This is a genomic window from Falsihalocynthiibacter sp. SS001 (assembly GCF_042445055.1).
Taxonomy (GTDB): Bacteria; Pseudomonadota; Alphaproteobacteria; order Rhodobacterales; family Rhodobacteraceae; genus Falsihalocynthiibacter.
Genome location: NZ_CP170339.1, coordinates 1,425,799 through 1,443,874 on the forward strand (window position 1 = coordinate 1,425,799; position 18,076 = coordinate 1,443,874).

General features: G+C 54.2%; 15 protein-coding genes. 8 read left to right on the forward strand and 7 right to left on the reverse strand.

What is annotated here, in order from left to right:
* Positions 1–77: 77 nt before the first annotated feature.
* Positions 78–713 carry a DnaJ domain-containing protein gene (locus tag ACFE33_RS06895; protein WP_380058380.1) on the reverse strand — a complete coding sequence of 212 codons (636 nt, stop codon included), beginning with the start codon at positions 711–713 and terminating at the stop codon, positions 78–80.
* 119 nt (positions 714–832) lie between these two features.
* On the opposite strand from ACFE33_RS06895, the gene ACFE33_RS06900 reads away from it, so the two are divergent.
* On the forward strand, positions 833–1,096 hold the full coding sequence (locus ACFE33_RS06900; protein ID WP_380058382.1) for a BolA family protein: 264 nt from the start codon (positions 833–835) through the stop codon (positions 1,094–1,096).
* A gap of 3 nt (positions 1,097–1,099) precedes the next feature.
* Here ACFE33_RS06900 and ACFE33_RS06905 read toward each other — a convergent pair whose 3' ends face one another.
* Together ACFE33_RS06905 and gatB are read right to left on the reverse strand one after the other, a co-directional pair.
* Positions 1,100–1,546: a DUF4177 domain-containing protein gene (locus ACFE33_RS06905; protein WP_380058384.1), complete on the reverse strand. Its 447-nt coding sequence runs from the start codon at positions 1,544–1,546 to the stop codon at positions 1,100–1,102.
* Positions 1,547–1,652: 106 nt separating this feature from the next.
* A complete protein-coding gene (gene gatB, locus ACFE33_RS06910; RefSeq protein WP_380058385.1) occupies positions 1,653–3,164 on the reverse strand; it encodes an Asp-tRNA(Asn)/Glu-tRNA(Gln) amidotransferase subunit GatB in 1,512 nt (503 codons plus the stop codon).
* 200 nt (positions 3,165–3,364) lie between these two features.
* On the opposite strand from gatB, the gene ACFE33_RS06915 reads away from it, so the two are divergent.
* The gene (locus ACFE33_RS06915; protein ID WP_380058387.1) at positions 3,365–3,946 is read left to right on the forward strand and encodes a transglycosylase SLT domain-containing protein; all 582 of its coding nucleotides are present in this window, start codon (positions 3,365–3,367) and stop codon (positions 3,944–3,946) included.
* Positions 3,947–3,960: 14 nt separating this feature from the next.
* Here ACFE33_RS06915 and pepN read toward each other — a convergent pair whose 3' ends face one another.
* Positions 3,961–6,513 (reverse strand): aminopeptidase N, encoded by a 2,553-nt coding sequence (pepN, locus tag ACFE33_RS06920; RefSeq protein ID WP_380058389.1) that lies wholly within the window; start codon positions 6,511–6,513, stop codon positions 3,961–3,963.
* A gap of 249 nt (positions 6,514–6,762) precedes the next feature.
* On the opposite strand from pepN, the gene ACFE33_RS06925 reads away from it, so the two are divergent.
* The 3 genes from ACFE33_RS06925 (at position 6,763) to alkB (ending at position 10,514) form a co-directional block, all read left to right on the forward strand.
* Positions 6,763–8,910 carry a malate synthase G gene (locus tag ACFE33_RS06925; protein WP_380058391.1) on the forward strand — a complete coding sequence of 716 codons (2,148 nt, stop codon included), beginning with the start codon at positions 6,763–6,765 and terminating at the stop codon, positions 8,908–8,910.
* A gap of 119 nt (positions 8,911–9,029) precedes the next feature.
* The gene (locus ACFE33_RS06930) at positions 9,030–9,806 is read left to right on the forward strand and encodes a gamma-glutamyl-gamma-aminobutyrate hydrolase family protein (protein WP_380058393.1); all 777 of its coding nucleotides are present in this window, start codon (positions 9,030–9,032) and stop codon (positions 9,804–9,806) included.
* A gap of 57 nt (positions 9,807–9,863) precedes the next feature.
* Positions 9,864–10,514, forward strand: coding sequence for a DNA oxidative demethylase AlkB (gene alkB / locus ACFE33_RS06935; RefSeq protein WP_380058394.1), 651 nt, complete (start codon positions 9,864–9,866; stop codon positions 10,512–10,514).
* Here the strand turns inward: alkB and ACFE33_RS06940 are convergent.
* Entirely contained in the window at positions 10,511–10,978 is a 468-nt protein-coding gene (locus ACFE33_RS06940; protein ID WP_380058396.1) for a GNAT family N-acetyltransferase, read from the reverse strand. The genes alkB and ACFE33_RS06940 overlap by 4 nt on opposite strands.
* A gap of 579 nt (positions 10,979–11,557) precedes the next feature.
* On the opposite strand from ACFE33_RS06940, the gene ACFE33_RS06945 reads away from it, so the two are divergent.
* The 3 genes from ACFE33_RS06945 (at position 11,558) to ACFE33_RS06955 (ending at position 16,044) form a co-directional block, all read left to right on the forward strand.
* A complete protein-coding gene (locus ACFE33_RS06945) occupies positions 11,558–13,132 on the forward strand; it encodes a Re/Si-specific NAD(P)(+) transhydrogenase subunit alpha (protein WP_380058398.1) in 1,575 nt (524 codons plus the stop codon).
* A gap of 12 nt (positions 13,133–13,144) precedes the next feature.
* Entirely contained in the window at positions 13,145–14,578 is a 1,434-nt protein-coding gene (locus ACFE33_RS06950; protein ID WP_380058399.1) for an NAD(P)(+) transhydrogenase (Re/Si-specific) subunit beta, read from the forward strand.
* Between the two features lie 173 nt (positions 14,579–14,751).
* The gene (locus ACFE33_RS06955) at positions 14,752–16,044 is read left to right on the forward strand and encodes a DUF3422 family protein (RefSeq protein WP_380058401.1); all 1,293 of its coding nucleotides are present in this window, start codon (positions 14,752–14,754) and stop codon (positions 16,042–16,044) included.
* Positions 16,045–16,088: 44 nt separating this feature from the next.
* Here ACFE33_RS06955 and ACFE33_RS06960 read toward each other — a convergent pair whose 3' ends face one another.
* On the reverse strand, positions 16,089–17,012 hold the full coding sequence (locus tag ACFE33_RS06960) for an ABC transporter permease (RefSeq protein WP_380058403.1): 924 nt from the start codon (positions 17,010–17,012) through the stop codon (positions 16,089–16,091).
* Positions 17,005–18,012, reverse strand: coding sequence for an ABC transporter permease (locus tag ACFE33_RS06965; RefSeq protein ID WP_380058404.1), 1,008 nt, complete (start codon positions 18,010–18,012; stop codon positions 17,005–17,007). The genes ACFE33_RS06960 and ACFE33_RS06965 overlap by 8 nt, the downstream gene beginning before the upstream one ends.
* Positions 18,013–18,076: the final 64 nt, after the last annotated feature.

The window sequence follows — 18,076 nt, forward strand, 5'->3', positions numbered from 1 at the left end:
CCGTGTGCTGGGGTTTATTTATGAAAAACGGCGCCACCATTGCTGGGGCGCCGTCATTATTTGTACTAGCCAGATTATCAGCCGTCCTTAAAGACCCGACTATCCTTGATCTGGTCCCATGCCCAGACAACTTCTTGCAGTCGCTCCTCGTCCGAGCGATCCCCGCCGTTCATATCGGGGTGCAAAATCTTGATGAGCTTCTTGTAGGTCTTGCGGATCTCGGCCTTGGTCCAGTGATCTTTGGCCTCAAGAATTTCGATGGCTTTGCGCTCGGTGGGGGGCAGGCGGCGGGTTCCAGTGATGGATTTTCCCGGATTTCGCGTTGCGTTTTCACCCAGCACTTGGTGCGGATCATCGACGCCGAGACGTTCCCACGCGCGCTGCTCTGCCGATTTTTTGCCAAGCGGCTTGGTCTTGCGGTTCCACACGCGATCGCTATCGACCTGTTCGTCGATTTCTTCTTCGGTCGCGTTGTCAAAGTAGTTCCATTTCAAATTGAACTCGCGCACGTGCTCTTTGCAGAACCAGTAATACTCATCCAGATGATCAGGCGAACGGGGCGCACGATACTTGCCGCCTTCTTCACAGCCAGCATGCTCGCATTGGCGTGTTGATGTCTCGAATGCACCAGACATGCCGCGCCGTCCTTTGGTCCGTTTCTTCTTGTCAGAAGATACGCTCATGTCAAACCCGAAGGGATCATCTTTCTTCATGGTGGCGTCCTGTATGTCCATGTCGTAAATTGACGTTAAGCTCAAGACTCGTACTTTCTCGAGTCGGAGCAAAGATCATAGAGAATTGAGCCGCGAGTTGAAGAGGAAACTGACCCAAAATGACGATTGAGAGCGAAATTCACGATAAACTTACCAGCGCATTTTCGCCGACAACTTTGCAAGTCGTCAACGAGAGTCACCTCCACGCAGGGCACAGCGGCGACGACGGCTCTGGAGAGAGCCATTTTCGCGTTGTGATCCAGTCGGATAGCTTTGAGGGCATGTCTCGCATCGCACGTCACCGTGCGGTTCACGCAGCAATCGGCCCTGATCTTATCGCGCGTATCCACGCATTGGGCCTTGAAATTAACGCGGCGAGTTGATGCCTAGTCTTTGGATTCGGTGCTCTCGGCGGGCGTTTCGACCAGTTTGAGCGTTTCTTTCTCGGGCGCTTCGTCAGGGGTGCTACGATTTCCAAAAGGCGAAATGCGCGGCGCGGAAGAGGCTTCGGCGCTGACGTTCTTTGATGCGCTTAGCTCGGATTTTCTAACGGGCGTTTCGCTTGCATCCTCAAGCTTGCGAACGCTCTTGCTCTCTTCGTTAAGGGCACGGCGAAACACCAGAACGTTTTGATAATGCGTCGATTTCGAGCCAAGCGCCGAGCGTTCTTCGCAAGGGAGGGTCTCCGCGCGTTGGTATTCCCATCCATCGCGCCCCATCTCGTTCATTAGCGTGGCCAGAGCATGCGCAAATCGTGCGCTGGTGGTCTTGGCCGTTCTTGCCTTGAGGCCTTTTTGAGGGGCGGGAACAACTTTGTATTCATAAATGGGCATAGCGGCCTCTGAATTAGGACGGGTGGATAATCCCTAAACGGAATCGCAAAAAACTCAAGTAAACAAAATATAACGGGGGCAGTGTACCCCCGTTATATCGTGTAGTTTACTCAGCGAGTAGGCGCGCAACGATTTCGTTTACGGCCTTTGGATTGGCTTTGCCGCCTGTTGCTTTCATGACTTGGCCAACGAACCAACCGGCGAGTTTTGGATTCGCACGAGCTTTTTCCACTTGCGCGGGGTTTTCGGCGATGACTTGGGCAACGGCTGCTTCAATCGCGCCAGTGTCGGTAACCTGTTTCATGCCGCGCTCTTCGACAACTTGGGCGGGGTCGCCGCCTTCGGTGTAGATGATCTCGAACAGCTCTTTTGCGATCTTGCCAGAAATGTCGCCCTTGGTGATCAGCGCGATAATACCGCCAAGCTGCTCTGGCGTGACAGGGCAGGAAGAGATGTCTTTGTCGTCTTTCTTGAGGCGTCCGAACAACTCGTTGATGACCCAGTTCGCGGCGAGTTTTCCGTCGCGCCCGTCTGCAACCTTCTCAAAGAACGCTGCATTCTCTGCTTCGGCAGTGAGGACCGTCGCATCGTAGTCCGAGAGACCGAAGTCGTTGATGAAGCGTGCTTTCTTCTCGTCGGGAAGTTCTGGGAGTGTTTCGGCAATACCGTCGACCCATGATTGTTCGATCGTCAAAGGAAGCAAGTCAGGGCAGGGGAAATAGCGATAGTCATGCGCTTCTTCCTTGGAACGCATGGAGCGGGTTTCGTTCTTGTCGGCGTCATAGAGGCGCGTTTCCTGATCGACGTCGCCGCCTGCTTCTAGGATCGCGATTTGGCGCTTGGCCTCGTACTCAATCGCCATTTGAATGAAACGCATGGAGTTCATGTTCTTGATCTCGCAGCGGGTTCCAAGATGGCTGAAATCTTGTGTCTCTTGGTACTTTTCGTACTGACCGGGAAGGCAGACGGAAACGTTCACGTCAGCGCGCATATTGCCGTTCTGCATGTTGCCGTCACAGGTGCCGAGGTAACGCAGAAGCTGGCGCATTTTCATGACATAAGCGGCGGCCTCTTCGGGGCCACGAATGTCAGGGCGGCTTACGATTTCCATCAGGGCGACGCCCGTACGGTTCAGGTCCACAAAGCTCATGGCCGGATCCATGTCGTGAATGGATTTACCTGCATCTTGTTCAAGGTGGATACGTTCAATACGTACTTTGCGCGCGATCCCTTCGGCCATTTCCACAAGGACTTCGCCTTCGCCTACGATTGGATGGTAAAGCTGGCTGATTTGGTACCCTTGGGGCAGGTCAGGATAGAAATAGTTCTTGCGGTCGAACGCCGAGTAAAGGTTGATATCGGCCTTGAGGCCCAGCCCCGTGCGCACGGCTTGCTCTACGCAAAATTCATTGATCACAGGGAGCATCCCGGGCATCGCCGCGTCAACCATCGACACATTGCTGTTAGGGGCTGAGCCGAATGCTGTGCTCGCGCCCGAGAACAATTTTGCCTTGCTTGCTACCTGCGCGTGGATTTCCATCCCGATCACAAGTTCCCAGTCATGTTTCGCACCGGCAATTGTTTTCACTTTTGGCGCTTCGTAGGTCAGGTCCAGCATGTCAAATCCCTTTGGGTCCGTGGATCAAATTCTGGCTGCATCTCTAAATCAGACCACCCCCGTAGGCAAGGGGGCCAAGGCCTTCTATAGCGGCGGAAAATGCGCGCCAGTGGCGTAGTTCTGCTTATTCAAACTCGTGAGAATTGCCAAGAATGCCAAAAATGGGGTAAATGCTCGGAAAATGTGCAAAGGGTGACAAGATGTCTTTACTCACGAAAATGGCCGCTGCGGCCGGAATTGTCTTAATGATCTCGTCCTGTGGTTCGAATGCAGTTGAAGAAACACCCGATCCTGTAATGCGCTGGGATCACCGTCCAGAGGCCGAAAACTGGACAGCTGCGACGCTGGAGGCTATCGAAACCCACCAATCAATCCTCGCCACTTTCATTCCGCGCGACATCAAAGATTGGTGCCCCACTTATGTCGATAACAGCGTAGACGAACGCGCTTTGTTCTGGACTGGCCTTATCTCGGCGCTGGCCAAGCATGAAAGCACATGGAACCCGCAAGCTGTCGGTGGCGGAAGCCAATGGTACGGTCTGGTTCAGATTTCACCAGCAACCGCACGCGGATATGGCTGTAATGCCAAGTCATCCTCGGCGCTTAAGAATGGTGAGGCAAACTTGCGTTGCGCTATTCGTATCTGGTCGAAAAATGTACCTCGCGACGGCGTTGTTGCCGCTGGCGGTGGTGGTGTGGCCGCCGATTGGGGACCATTCCACTACAGCAAGAAACGCGAAGATATGAAAGCATGGACGCGCGCGCAGAGCTATTGCAGCTAGCGCGCGCTGTTGCGCTATCCCTCAAGAATGCGCGTCACCATCTCGAGCGTGTCGCGTGAGAGGTTTGCAGTACCCTGAATGCGCTTGAGTTGATCGCGCATCTGCCCCTGACGGTCGGCGTCATATCGGCGCCAACTGTCGAAGGCGGTGCTCATACGCGCAGTCGTTTGGGGATTGATTGCGTCGAGTTTGATAAGCCAATCCGCGAGGAGCTTATAGCCTTCGCCATTCGCCGCGTGAAATCCCGCCGCATTGCCGGTCAGCCCGCCAAGCGTTGCTCTGAAACGGTTAGGGTTCTTCCAGTCGAATGCCGCGTGTTCGGTAAGTGCCGCCGTGACGCTTGCCGCTTTCTCGGGCGCTGCAAGGCCGGATTGAAGGCCAAACCATTTGTCCATAACCAGTCGATCATGGGACCATTGCGCCTCGAATTGTTTGAGTTCCGCTTGCCCGCGATCCACTCGTAGCAAGCAGGCAAGCGCCTGTAGTTGTTGGGTCATATTGTCCGCGCTGGCGTATTGCGCGCGCGCCTGATCGCCTCCGTCAAGACGGGACAGCAATCCAAGAACCGCCCCCTGAAGCGCACGTTTCCCTGCCGAAGTCGCGTCAGGGCTAAAAGGACCCTCAACATGATTTGCGGCGTAAATGCGCGGCAACAGGTCTTGGAGGTGTTGCGCGATGGATTGCGCCAATGTCTCAAGTGCAGTGTAAATGGCCGAAGGATCGGGCGTATGTCCTGCATCAAACAGGGTTTGCGCCATATCGTCTTGGCTTGGAAGCGCAAGGGCAAGGGCCTGAAACGCGGGGTCGAGTGCGTCGTCACGAAGAACCGCTGCCAATGCGTTCAGAAGGTCGGTGTTAACAGTCGCATCATTGGTCAGCATGTCAACGAGCGTTTGCTTGGCTAGTGCGCGGCCTGCTTCCCATTTATTGAACGGGTCTGTGTCGTGCGCCAGAAGGAAGGCGCGTTCGCTCGGGGTGCTTTCACGCTCAAGGATAACAGGCGCCGAGAACTCGCGCAGGATCGACGGGATCGGCTTGGCCGCAAGACCAGAGAAAGAGAAGCTCTGCTCACTCTCTGTCATCTCAAGCACGGTCGTTGCCTGTACCTCATCGCCATTTGGGTTCAATAGACCGACCGCGATGGGCAATACCTGCGGTTTCTTGGCCGATTGTCCGGGGGTAGGGGGCGTGTGTTGTTTGAAATGAAGCGTGTATGTGCCGTCGGCAAACTCCTCCGATACAGAAAGGCGAGGCGTGCCCGCTTGCGAATACCACTGTGCAAACTGCGAGAGATCGCGGCCAGTTGTATCCTCAAATACCTTCAGCCAATCCTCGATTGTCGCCGCATCGCCATCGTGGCGCTCGAAATACAAATCAAGCGCCTTGGCATAGGCGTCGTCCCCAACCAGACGTTTTAGCATCCCGATGACTTCGGCGCCTTTGTCATAAACGGTTGCCGTGTAGAAGTTATTAATCTCGACAAAGCTTTCGGGCCGAACGGGGTGCGCAAGCGGGCCATTATCCTCGCGGAATTGGCGCGCTCTAAGGGTGATGACATCGTCGATCCGTTTGACGGCGTGGCTGCGCATATCTCCTGTGAACTGTTGATCTCGGAATACGGTCAGCCCCTCTTTCAAGCAAAGTTGAAACCAGTCACGACAGGTAATTCGGTTTCCTGTCCAGTTGTGAAAATACTCATGAGCAATGATCCCTTCGATACGCTCGAAGTTCGCGTCCGTGGATGTCTCGGGTGAGGCGAGAACGCAGGAGGAGTTGAAGATGTTCAAGCCCTTGTTCTCCATTGCCCCCATATTGAAGTCATCCACGGCGACGATGTTGAATATGTCCAAGTCATATTCACGGCCATAGACCTGTTCATCCCACGTCATGGACCGTTTTAGCGCCCCCATTCCAAAGGCACATTTGTCCTCATCGCCTTTGCGCACATAGATATTTAGCGCAACGTCCTTGCCTGAACGGGTCGTGAAATTATCGGAGTGCGCGATCAAATCACCCGCGACCAATGCGAATAGATAGGCTGGCTTTGGCCACGGATCATGCCATTCGGCAAAGCCGTCGCCCGCATCACCGGGATTGCCGTTTGAAAGCAGTACGGGAAGATCGCTCTCGACCCGCACCTTGAAGGTCGCCATGACATCTGGGCGGTCGGGATAGTAGGTGATTTTGCGGAAACCTTCGGCCTCGCATTGCGTGCAGTACATGCCGTTGGACATATACAGCCCCTCAAGTGCCGTGTTCGTTTCGGGCGAGATTTCGACCTCTGCCTCAAACTCGAACGCGCCATCTGGAACGTCCGTGGTTAGCCCCGTATCGGTGAGGGTGGGAGAAATTTCTTGGCCGTTGATCTTGGCCGAGATGAATTTCAGGTTCTCACCATGAAGGAAAAATGGCTGTGCCGGTGCGTTGGGATTGGGGCGAAACTTGATCTTGCTCTTAACCCGCGTTGCTGTTGGGGCGAGAGCGAAAGTCAGTTCAACCCCGTCAATCAGGTGTGAAAACTCTTGGTAATCGGCAAGGTAAATCTTGTTCTCGGCAGCATCAGACATGTGTTCGTTCCTTCTTGTTGCGCAATGTTGAACAGGTTCGACGCAGCGCTGCAAGGGCAATTTACGAGCGAATTCATGCCGATTGTGCCCGTGTTTCATGACGATATCAGGGGCGCGGCACGTGCCTTTATTTTATTGAAAATATTGAAATTGTCGTCGGCCAAGCAGCATAATCGCGCGTCAGTGCAACTTGCTATCCTGCTTTCGAGTGCGTAAATCTTAGGCCACACCATAATCGGAGAACTGACCATGACGCAATTCACTGAACGTAACGGCCTTAAGGTTGCCCCTGAACTGGCAAGCTTTGTTGAGGAACGTGCCTTGGTTGGTACTGGCGTCACGGCTGAGCAATTCTGGAGTGGGTTGTCCGATCTGGTACATGAGCTGGGCCCCAAGAACCGCGCGCTTCTGGAAAAACGCGAGTATCTACAGGATCAGATTGACGCGTGGCACCTTAAGATGCGCGGCAAACCTCATGACGACGAGGGGTATGCATCCTTCCTTCGTGAAATTGGCTATCTCTTGCCCGAAGGGCCGGATTTCGAGATCGAAACGGCAAATGTTGACCCCGAGATCGCAACGATTGCGGGGCCGCAGCTCGTCGTTCCGATCATGAATGCACGGTTCGCGCTCAATGCGGCGAATGCGCGTTGGGGAAGCCTGTATGATGCGTTTTACGGCACAGACGCCCTTGGCGATCTACCGACGAAGGGTGGGTATGACCCAGAACGCGGCGCACGCGTTGTCGCGTCGGCCAAGGCGCATCTTGATGCGGCCGTTCCTCTTGAAGGAGCAACCTGGGTAGATTTGACCGAGCTATCTGCGGATGCGGATGGCCTTGTGCTTCGCGCTGACGATAAAGTTGTCGCGCTGGCCAAGCCAAGCCAGTATGTCGGATATTCAGATAGAGAAGTTCTGTTTGTTCAGAATGGTTTGCATATTCGTGTTGTGGTTGATGATACCCATTTCATTGGCACCAACGACCCTGCAGGTATTGCGGATGTGATCCTCGAGAGTGCCGTTTCCACGATTATGGATTGTGAAGACTCCGTCGCAGCCGTGGATGCCGAAGACAAAGTTCTTGCGTACTCCAACTGGCTTGGATTGATGCAGGGGGACTTGTCCGAAACAGTAACCAAGGGCGACAAAACCTTTGAGCGCGTGCTGGCCAAAGATGTTGAGTATACCGCTCCTGACGGCTCCGCGCGGTCGCTTAAGGGGCGCTCGCTTATGCTGGTGCGGAACGTGGGCCACCTAATGACGAACCCTGCCATTCTGGATCGCGATGGTCTGGAGATTGGCGAAGGTTTGATGGATGCGATGGTGACGACATTGATCGCCATGCATGATTTGAAGCGTAAAAGCGGCAACTCGGTTCATGGCAGCGTCTATGTTGTGAAGCCCAAAATGCACGGCCCTGAAGAGGTCGCCTTTGCGGATGAGATTTTCACACGTGTTGAGGCCGCACTTGGCTTGCCGCAAAATACCGTAAAGCTTGGTATTATGGACGAGGAGCGTCGCACCTCTGCGAACCTCAAAGAGTGTATTCGCGCCGCCAAAAGTCGTGTGGCCTTTATCAACACAGGTTTCCTTGACCGCACGGGCGATGAAATTCACACTTCAATGGAGGCGGGACCATTCCTTAAGAAGGGGGATATGAAATCAACGCCTTGGATCCTTTCGTATGAGGATCGCAATGTTGATATCGGGCTGGCGTGTGGCCTTTCGGGTAAAGCGCAGATTGGGAAAGGGATGTGGGCGATGCCCGATCTCATGGCTGATATGCTTGCTGCGAAGTCTGGTCACCCGATGGCGGGCGCAAATTGTGCGTGGGTTCCAAGCCCGACTGCCGCAACGCTTCATGCCACCCATTATCACACGATCGACGTTTTCGCACGCCAATCTCAAATCGCGAAGGGTGGCCCGCGTGGGACCCTGAAGGCGTTGTTGACCATTCCCGTTGCGGACGGCGTAAACTGGAGCGATGAGGAAATCACCGCAGAAGTTGAAAACAATGCGCAGGGCATTCTTGGGTACGTTGTGCGCTGGATCGATGCGGGTGTTGGCTGTTCCAAAGTGCCAGATATCAATAATGTTGGCCTGATGGAGGATCGCGCGACCTGCCGTATCTCGAGTCAGGCACTGGCGAACTGGCTACATCATGGCGTTATTTCAGAGCCGCAGGTGATGCAGGCGATGCAGAAAATGGCCGCAGTGGTGGATGGTCAAAACGCAACGGATCCAAGCTATGTGCCTATGGCGCCAAACTTTGATGGTGTCGCATTTCAAGCGGCTTGTGACCTTGTGTTCAAGGGGCGTATCCAGCCCTCAGGCTATACTGAGCCAGTGCTTCACCAGCGCCGCCTTGAGCTTAAGGAGCAGCGCGCGCAGGCTTAAACCGCAATATTCTTGCACAAGAGCTTGTGCGGTGGTGCACAGCGGTGCGGTGACTTAGGAATATACTCTGCAAATAAACACGCTATAATCTCTCCGTTATCTTAGCTTTCGGAGAGATCATGTCGCGTCCAATTGTTGGAATTATTGGCAACCAATACCTCATTAATGATGAATATCCCGCTCAAGCAACCGGCACGATGAACTGCTGTGCTGTTTCGTCGGTTTCGGGATGTTTGCCTATGATTGTCCCAACTGATCCCCAATTCGTGACCGTCGAAGAGTTGATGGAGGCCTGCGATGGCTTTCTGTTTACGGGTGCGCGCGCCAATGTGCATCCTGAAGAATATGGCGAAGCGGAAACCGAAGCGCACGGTACCTTTGATAGGGCGCGCGATGCGATCACGCTTCCGCTTATCCGCGCCTGCGTAGAGAGAGGCATGCCGATTTTCGGAATTTGCCGCGGGTTTCAAGAAGTTAACGTTGCAATGGGCGGGTCGCTCTACCCCGAAATCCGCGAGCTAGAAGGGCGCAGCAACCACCGCATGCCGCCCGATGGAACGCTCGAAGAGAAGTTTGAGCTGCGCCACGACGTGACCCTAAGTCCAGATGGCCCGTTTCAGAAGGTGTTTGGGGCACAGACCGTCTTGACCAACACCTTGCATGGTCAAGGCATCAAGCAAGCGGGGCCGCGCGTAGTGATCGATGGCTTTGCGCCCGACGGAACGCCTGAGGCAATCTATATCAAGGACGCTCCCGGATTTACGCTTTCGGTGCAGTGGCACCCAGAGTGGAACGCGCAGGCAGACAATGTTTCGCGTCCGCTGTTTGAGGCGTTCGGCCATGCGGTGCACCAATGGGCCGCAGCCAAGCGCGCTCCGGCGTCTGTTCCCGCATAAGCGAGTTCCTGCATCAAACGGAGTGCATTGTTGCTTTGTTTCAGGTAGCATTGCGCTATGCAAAGCGGCCTCTTTGATGACATTCCTCAAGCTCCTGTAACCCTCGCTGAGGGGGCTGTTGTGTTGCCCCAATTCGTTGGGGACCGCAGCGTGGCGATTACCGAGGGATTACTCGCGGTCGCCAAAGCTGCGCCGTTTCGCAACATGGTCACCCCCGGAGGGCGCAGGATGTCGGTTGCCATGACAAACTGCGGACCACTCGGATGGGTAAGCGACGCGCAGGGGTATCGCTATACTGCGCATGATCCGATCGGTGGAGCGGCGTGGCCCGAAATGCCGCAAGTGTTTGCTGTACTCGCGAAAGAGGCAGCGAATGCGGCGGGGTATGAGGGCTTTGTGCCGGACGCATGTTTGATTAACCGCTATGATATAGGTTCGAAACTTTCCCTGCATCAGGACCGTGACGAAGAAGGCTTCGAGCATCCCATCGTTTCGGTATCGCTTGGCATTCCGGCTGTTTTCCTGTTTGGCGGGCTAAATCGCAGCGATCCCAAGCGAAAAATTCAGTTGGAGCACGGTGACGTCGTTGTTTGGGGTGGGTCTTCGCGGCTTAGATATCACGGCATCCAGCCGATCAAAGACGCGCAGCATCCCGCGCTGGGGCCATTCAGATATAACCTGACGTTTCGGCGCGCCAAAGAGAGCTAACCGAGGTCCTTGGCCATCTGGAAACGCTCAATCGATTGACCGTTATACGTGATCGTCTCGGCCAATGTGACTTCCCATCCCTGTGTTTCAAAGAAGGGGCGGGCGAGGTGGCTTGCTTCAGTGAAGAGGCGTTCAAGCTCAAGCTTCTTCGCGTCTTCCTCAATGTGCTTGTAGAGACTACGGGCCACCCCTTGGCGTGTCATGTCAGGCGCGACGAATGCCAAATCAACATGTCCGTCACCCTCCATCGACATAAAGCCAACGGGCGTACTATCACTTATCGCCACCCAGCAGGATTGGTTGCTCAAGCGTGTGGGCCAGTTTTCTGGCATTTTCGCCGACGGTGCCCACGCTTTGCGCTGCTCTTCATTGTAGTGCGCAATGGTCCCGCGACGGACAGCATTGTAAAAAACGTCGAAGCACGCGGCTGCATCAGCTTTGGAAAATCTGCGGTAAATCAACATCTCGATACTCATGGTGTTGTTAGGAAGCCGATCAAATCGAAGCTCAGATCACAGGTCAAGCTAGATTTGTTATGACTACATCTGAATTTTTTCGAGTAAATGGACTAGAGTGGCTCAACGTTTGAGTGGCCGTTGGAAATACGGCGCTAAAGAGGGGCTTTATGTCGCCGAGAATTATGGGACGAATTTTTGATGGGTGATGGTTTCGGACGGGATCTTCTTGATCTGCTTCGTTTGGTTGGGTTTTATTGGTAACATATTAATAAATATATAGTAAGTGGAGATGTGGGGGATGAGGGAGGCGGTATTGAACTACGCTGTCTTGCAGCCTTATTAGGTTGTTTTGGTCAGACCATATATCACTGATCGCGAGTATAAATCACCCCAAAATCCGCTGACTATTTTTTGTGCAAACCCTCTAAAATAGGTGTGCTTCCAGCGCACAAATCCAATGAATTCGAGGCCTTGTTAGCGCTAAAGCTCTGCACGGTGGTTGAGTAAACGACATCTGCAAGCTATGAGAAACGGCACCCCAATACTTGGTATATGGGGGTTGATGAGAGAAAGGGGATATGTGCTGTGAAAATCGGAGCACCGAAGGAGATATTTGAAGGAGAGTCACGCGTTGCGATGACACCGGAAAGCGCTCTCCAATTACAGAAATTGGGTTACGAATGCGCGATTGAGACCGGTGCGGGTAAGGCCGCTGGTTTTGACGATGCCGCCTATAAAGAGGCAGGCGTCGAAATCATTAAAACGGCTGCCGCGCTTTTTAAGGCTTGTGACATTATCGCCAAAGTTCGGCAACCCAACGCGACAGAAACCAAGCGACTGACGTCGGGTCAAACGCTGATTTCTTTCTTCAATCCTGCGGGCAATGCCGAGGGTATGGAAGCAGCACGCGCCCAAGGCGCGAATGTGATAGCCATGGAAATGGTGCCGCGCATCTCACGCGCCCAGAAGATGGACGCTTTGTCCTCGATGGCCAATATTGCCGGTTATCGTGCGGTTATCGAAGCGGGTAACAACTTTGGCCGTTTCTTTACCGGTCAGATCACTGCGGCGGGTAAAGTGCCGCCGGCGAAGGTTCTAGTTGTTGGTGCAGGTGTGGCTGGTCTTGCTGCAATTGGTACAGCAACGAGCCTTGGTGCCGTAACTTATGCGTTTGACGTGCGTCCGGAAGTGGCCGAGCAGGTTGAATCCATGGGCGCCGAGTTTGTTTTCCTTGATTTTGAAGAAGAGCAACAAGACGGTGCCGCAACGGGCGGTTATGCTTCTGTCTCAAGCCCCGAGTTCCGCGAAGCGCAGCTAGCAAAGTTCCGCGAGTTGGCCCCAGAGATTGATATCGTTATTACAACGGCCTTGATCCCGAACCGCGAAGCGCCAGAGCTTTGGACCGAAGACATGGTCGCAGCGATGAAGCCTGGTTCCGTTATCGTGGACCTTGCGGCCGAAAAGGGCGGTAACTGTAAACTGACAGTAGCAGATGAAAAGATCGTCACCAAGAACGGCGTGACCATCATTGGTTACACAGATTTCCCAAGCCGTATGGCCGCCCAGGCATCGACGCTTTATGCAACAAACATCCGTCACATGATGACCGATCTAACCCCTGAAAAAGACGGTAAGATCGTGCACAACATGGAAGACGACGTGATCCGTGGCGCAACTGTGACCTTTGAAAATGAGATCACCTTCCCGCCGCCGCCCCCAAAGGTGGCCGCAATCGCAGCGCAAAAGCCCAAAGCGGCGGCGCCCGAATTGACGGCCGAAGAAAAGCGCGCCGCAGAAGTTGCAGCGTTCAAAGCGCAGACAAAACAGCAGGTTACACTGTTGGGTGTCGGTGCTGCTCTCTTGCTCGGGGTTGGCCTTGTGGCCCCCGCGAGCTTCATGCAGCACTTTATCGTGTTCGTTCTGGCTGTCTTTGTTGGCTTCCAAGTGATCTGGAATGTCGCGCACTCGCTTCACACGCCTTTGATGGCGGTGACGAACGCGATTTCGTCGATCATTATTCTCGGAGCTCTGATGCAGATTGGGTCAAGTAGCTTCCTTGTGGTCATTCTCGCCGCGCTTTCGGTCTTTATGGCTGCGATCAACATTTTCGGCGGTTTCCTCGTCACACGGCGCATGCTTGCCATGTTCCAGAAATCTTAAAGGGGCAGATCAATGGATTATGGATTTACAACTGCGGCATATGTTGTCGCCGCGGTACTCTTCATCTTGTCCCTCGGTGGATTGTCGGGCCAAGAGAGCGCTAAACGAGCTGTTTGGTATGGCATTGCCGGTATGGCGCTCGCCGTATTCGCAACGCTTATCGGGCCGGGTGCAGGGCTTTGGCCGCTGTCGGTCTTGTTGATCGTTGCTGGCGGCGCGATTGGCTATGTCGTAGCAACCCGCGTTCAAATGACGGAAATGCCGCAACTTGTGGCGGCTATGCACTCGCTGGTTGGTTTGGCGGCGGTCTTCGTCGGCTATGTTGCGCATATTGAGCTTGGCCGTGTCTTGGGCATGGACGAAGCAGCGAAGCATGGGCTTGACGGTTTTGCGGGCCTATTGGCGCACAAAACGGGTGTTGAGGTCGCGATCCTTCGGGTGGAACTGTTCCTTGGTATCTTTATCGGTGCGATCACCTTTACGGGTTCCGTAATTGCTTATGGTAAACTTGCTGGCAAAGTGGATTCTGCGGCGAAAAAGCTTCCGGGCGGTCATATGCTGAACGCGGGTGCCGCTGCGATTTCGCTGCTTTGCTTGGTCTGGTACTTTAACACTGGTGGCTTCCTGCCATTGTTCCTTATGACCTTGGCGGCGCTGTTTATCGGTTACCACCTCATCATGGGGATCGGCGGCGCGGACATGCCTGTAGTTGTTTCGATGCTCAACAGCTATTCTGGTTGGGCTGCGGCAGCGATTGGTTTCTCGCTCAGCAACGATCTCTTGATTGTCACGGGTGCCTTGGTTGGTTCCTCGGGTGCGATCTTGAGTTACATCATGTGTAAGGCGATGAACCGCAGCTTTGTCTCGGTTATTCTCGGGGGCTTTGGTGGCTCTACGGGGCCTGCGATGGAAGTCGAAGGCGAGCAGATTGCCATAGATGCAGACGGTGTTGCCACGGCGCTTGATGAAGCGGACAGCGTTATAATCATCCCAGGTTACGGTATGGCCGTAGCTCAGGCACAGCAATCCGTGTCCGAACTTACCAAACGCTTGCGGGCTAAGGGCAAGAACGTGCGTTTCGCGATCCACCCAGTGGCTGGTCGTTTGCCGGGACACATGAATGTGCTCTTGGCAGAGGCCAAAGTTCCGTATGACATTGTCATGGAGATGGATGAAATCAACGACGATTTCCCGACCACCGACGTGGCAATTGTGATCGGATCAAACGACATCGTGAACCCCGCCGCACAAGAAGACCCCAACAGCCCTATTGCTGGGATGCCCGTTCTCGAGTGCTGGAAAGCCAAGCAGGTCTTCGTGTCCAAGCGCGGTCAGGGAACTGGTTACTCCGGTATCGAGAACCCGCTGTTCTATAAGGAAAATACGCGGATGTTCTATGGTGATGCCAAGGCGTCACTGGATCAGCTTTTGACGATGATCGACTAGGCTCTGCCTACTCTAGAATACAATGCGCCCCGCGATTTCTCGTGGGGTGTTTTGCGTTTTAGGAGGGTGTGGTATACCGTTGTGTACCTATAAGGCATTGAAAGGGATGAATATTTTTCTTGTTTGGTGTCTTGCACACCTTTAGATGAATAGTAACTCGAACAGGAGAAACTATGTCGCCCCTCAAGGATCACCCTCAACGGTTTCAGCTATCGAATGCACTTCATGCGCGACCATTCCCCGCGTTCGAGGCGCCTGCACAGGTGGCATTCCTGACGTTATTGACGGGCGCTTCGCAAACGCGCGACATGGGGCGGGAACACGAACATCTGATCGCGCTGCTTGACCGCTACGGGGCAGCGCATCCTACTCCTGACGCTCCTCATTATTTTGGTACGATCGGCCGCCACCAACTTAGATGGGAAAGTCACAGCGAGTTTGTGACCTATACGATCATCACTAAGGGGAGTGCCACGAAGCCCTTTGAGTTCAAAGCGTTTGATGTCTTTCCACAAGATTGGTTGGCCGAAGCCCCCGGAGAGCGGATCACATCGGGCCTGATCCACGTCGCTCATATGCCAGAAATCGAGAAGGTAACAGAATGCCTCGCCGAGTGGTTCGTGCCAGAAAGCCTTGCCGTCAGTCACGTGCTGGACCACGCGGCTGTGATGGCTTCGGATTTCCGCATAGATGAAGGCGGCCACGTCCGCTATGCGCTGTTCGTGCAGAAGGATGTCGGAATGCAGCGGGTCGGGCGCATTCTGCAACGTATCTGCGAGATTGAAACATACAAGACCGCAGCGCTATTGGGCTATCTTCGGGCGCAAGTGTTGATGCGCGATTTGGGCGTAAAGGATGAAGAGCTTGCAGAGCTTGTCCGACGGATGTCCGAACAGGATGCCCCCGCTGAGGAAACTCTAGCGGAGTTGATGAAGCTTGCCGCATGGTTTGAGAAGCAAACGGCGGACGTGAGCTATCGTTTTGGTGCGACGATTGCCTATGGCGCGATTGTTAACCAACGGATTTCCGTCCTTCGGGAGGAGCGCTTCTTGGGGCGGCAAACCTTCGCAGAGTTCATGATGCGGCGGTTCGATCCTGCGATGCGAACAACCAAGGCCGCCTCGCGCCTGCTGCAAAGTATGTCGGACCGCGCGTTGAGGGCAGGGGAGTTATTGCGTACCCGCGTTGACGTTGTACGTAGCGCTCAGAACCAAGCGATCCTTCGCAGTATGGACCGCCGCGCTGATCTACAACTGCGATTGCAAGAAACAGTTGAGGGGCTCTCGGTCGTGGCGGTGAGTTATTACGGCGTGAACCTTTTGACCTATGTGCTATCACCCTTCGCCAAGCATGCGGGCATTGATAAGGTCTGGCTCACAGCCATCCTTGTGCCGTTTGTCGTACTCGGAGTGTGGAGCGTCATGCGGCGTATTAAGTCGCGCATATCCGGCGCGAATAAGAAGTAGCACACAAGAAATTGGCGCGGGAATTGCTCCCCGCGCCGTCATGTTTACCGCCCGCGAATGCGCGGATCCAGTGCGTCGCGCAGGCCATCGCCCACATAGTTAACCGCAAGCACTGTCAACGAAATTGCGGCACCCGGCCACAAGACGCGCTCGGGGTATTGCTGCAGATAATCAACTCCATCAAACAACAGCCGCCCCCAAGTTGGGAAATCGGGCGGGAACCCGAGACCGAGGAAGGATAGCGCGCTTTCGGTGATAATTGCGTTCGCAATCCCGAGGGTCGCAGACACCATGATCGGAGACATAACGTTTGGAAGGATATGCCGAGAGATCATCTTGGGCGGCGATGTTCCAATTGAATGGGCCGCCAGAACAAACTCCCGCTCCTTAAGTGCCAGAACATCGCCGCGCACGATCCGTGCCGCTTGCATCCAGCTCGTTACGCCAATGGCAAAAACCATCAGTACAAAGATGCCACCCTCTGGTCCGAAGATCGAGCTAAGCCGATCCCGAAACAGCATGATGATCACGAGCAACAGAGGCAAAAGCGGCAACGCAAGGAATAGATCGGTCAGACGCATCAGCGGGCCGTCTAGCCGTTTGAAATAGCCCGCAATTACCCCGACAAACGTGCCAAGTAGCAGCGAAATACCCATCGCTGTAAGGCCCACTGCCATCGAAACCTGCCCACCGGCCATCATACGCGCAAAGGTATCGCGCCCAAGCTGGTCGGTGCCGAAGGGATGCGCAAAACTTGGCGTTTGATTGCGCGCGCGGATGTCGATGAACGTGGGATCAATCGGCCAGAGCCACGGCCCAATCGTCACAAACAACAGGATAACCGTAAAGAAGAACAGTCCGATCATCGCGCCCTTGTGGGTTTTGAACTGATCCCAGACGTCCCACCATTGGCTGCGCGGTGCTTCCTGATCAACGATATCGTTTGAATGTACAGCTGTCTTAGTCATAACGGATCCTTGGGTCGAGAATGCCATAAAGAACATCTGCAATAAGGTTGAAGAGGATAATCAGGATCGCGAAAATCACGGTCAGTGTTTGCACTGTCGGAAGATCGTTGGCCTGAATAGCTGTGATGAGCAACTGCCCAAGACCATTCACCTTGAAAACCTGCTCGGTGATAATGGCGCCCGAAAATACCGTCGGAATGCCGAGGGCAATCACCGTGACCACTGGGATCATCGAGTTGCGAAGCACGTGCACAAGGACGACTGTTTTCTCGCCCAAACCTTTGGCACGGGCGGTGCGCACATAGTCCTGATTGAGGTTATCCAGCATCGAAGCACGCATGAAGCGGCTGATCTGGGCTGCATTATAAAGCGCGAGCACAAATACTGGCATGATCATCTGTTTAATCTGGAACACGAACGAGGACCAATCCGTGACCCTGTGGGTCGTGTCATAGATCGAGGGGAACCAGTTTAGCTGAACCGAGAAGATGACGATCAGCAATACGCCCGTAAAGAATGTCGGTACCGAGAAGCCGATCATCGAAACGAATGTCCCGATCTGGTCAAAGATAGAGTACTGGCGATAGGCCGAAATTACCCCGATAGGGAGTGCGATTAGCGTGCCCAATACATAGGAAAGCCCGACAACCCAAAGGGTCTGGGGGATGCGCTGAGCGACTACTTCCATCACGGAAGAACGCCATTGCCAGCTAATGATACGGGGCATGCCTTCGGCAACCGAAGTGCCAAAGATAGCGTCAAAGAGATAGAGTGGTTCGACAACGTAGAATTGATAGAGCCATTTCACAAAGCGCACAGGTATGGGCTGTCCAAGGCCAAGGGCCTCGCGCATTTGCGCTTTGACTTCTGGAGGAACGGTCAGCGGGACCGCGGCCATCGGGTCGCCCGGCGCAAGTTCCAGAAGCAGGAAGATCGCTAGGGAAATGATGATAAGGGTAGGGATCGCAATCAAAAGCCTGCGAATAGTGAAAGTCAGCATACGGAAAATCCCTGCCGGTTTTTATCGGCTATGTTTTTATGATTATGAGAGAAAGAGGACGCCC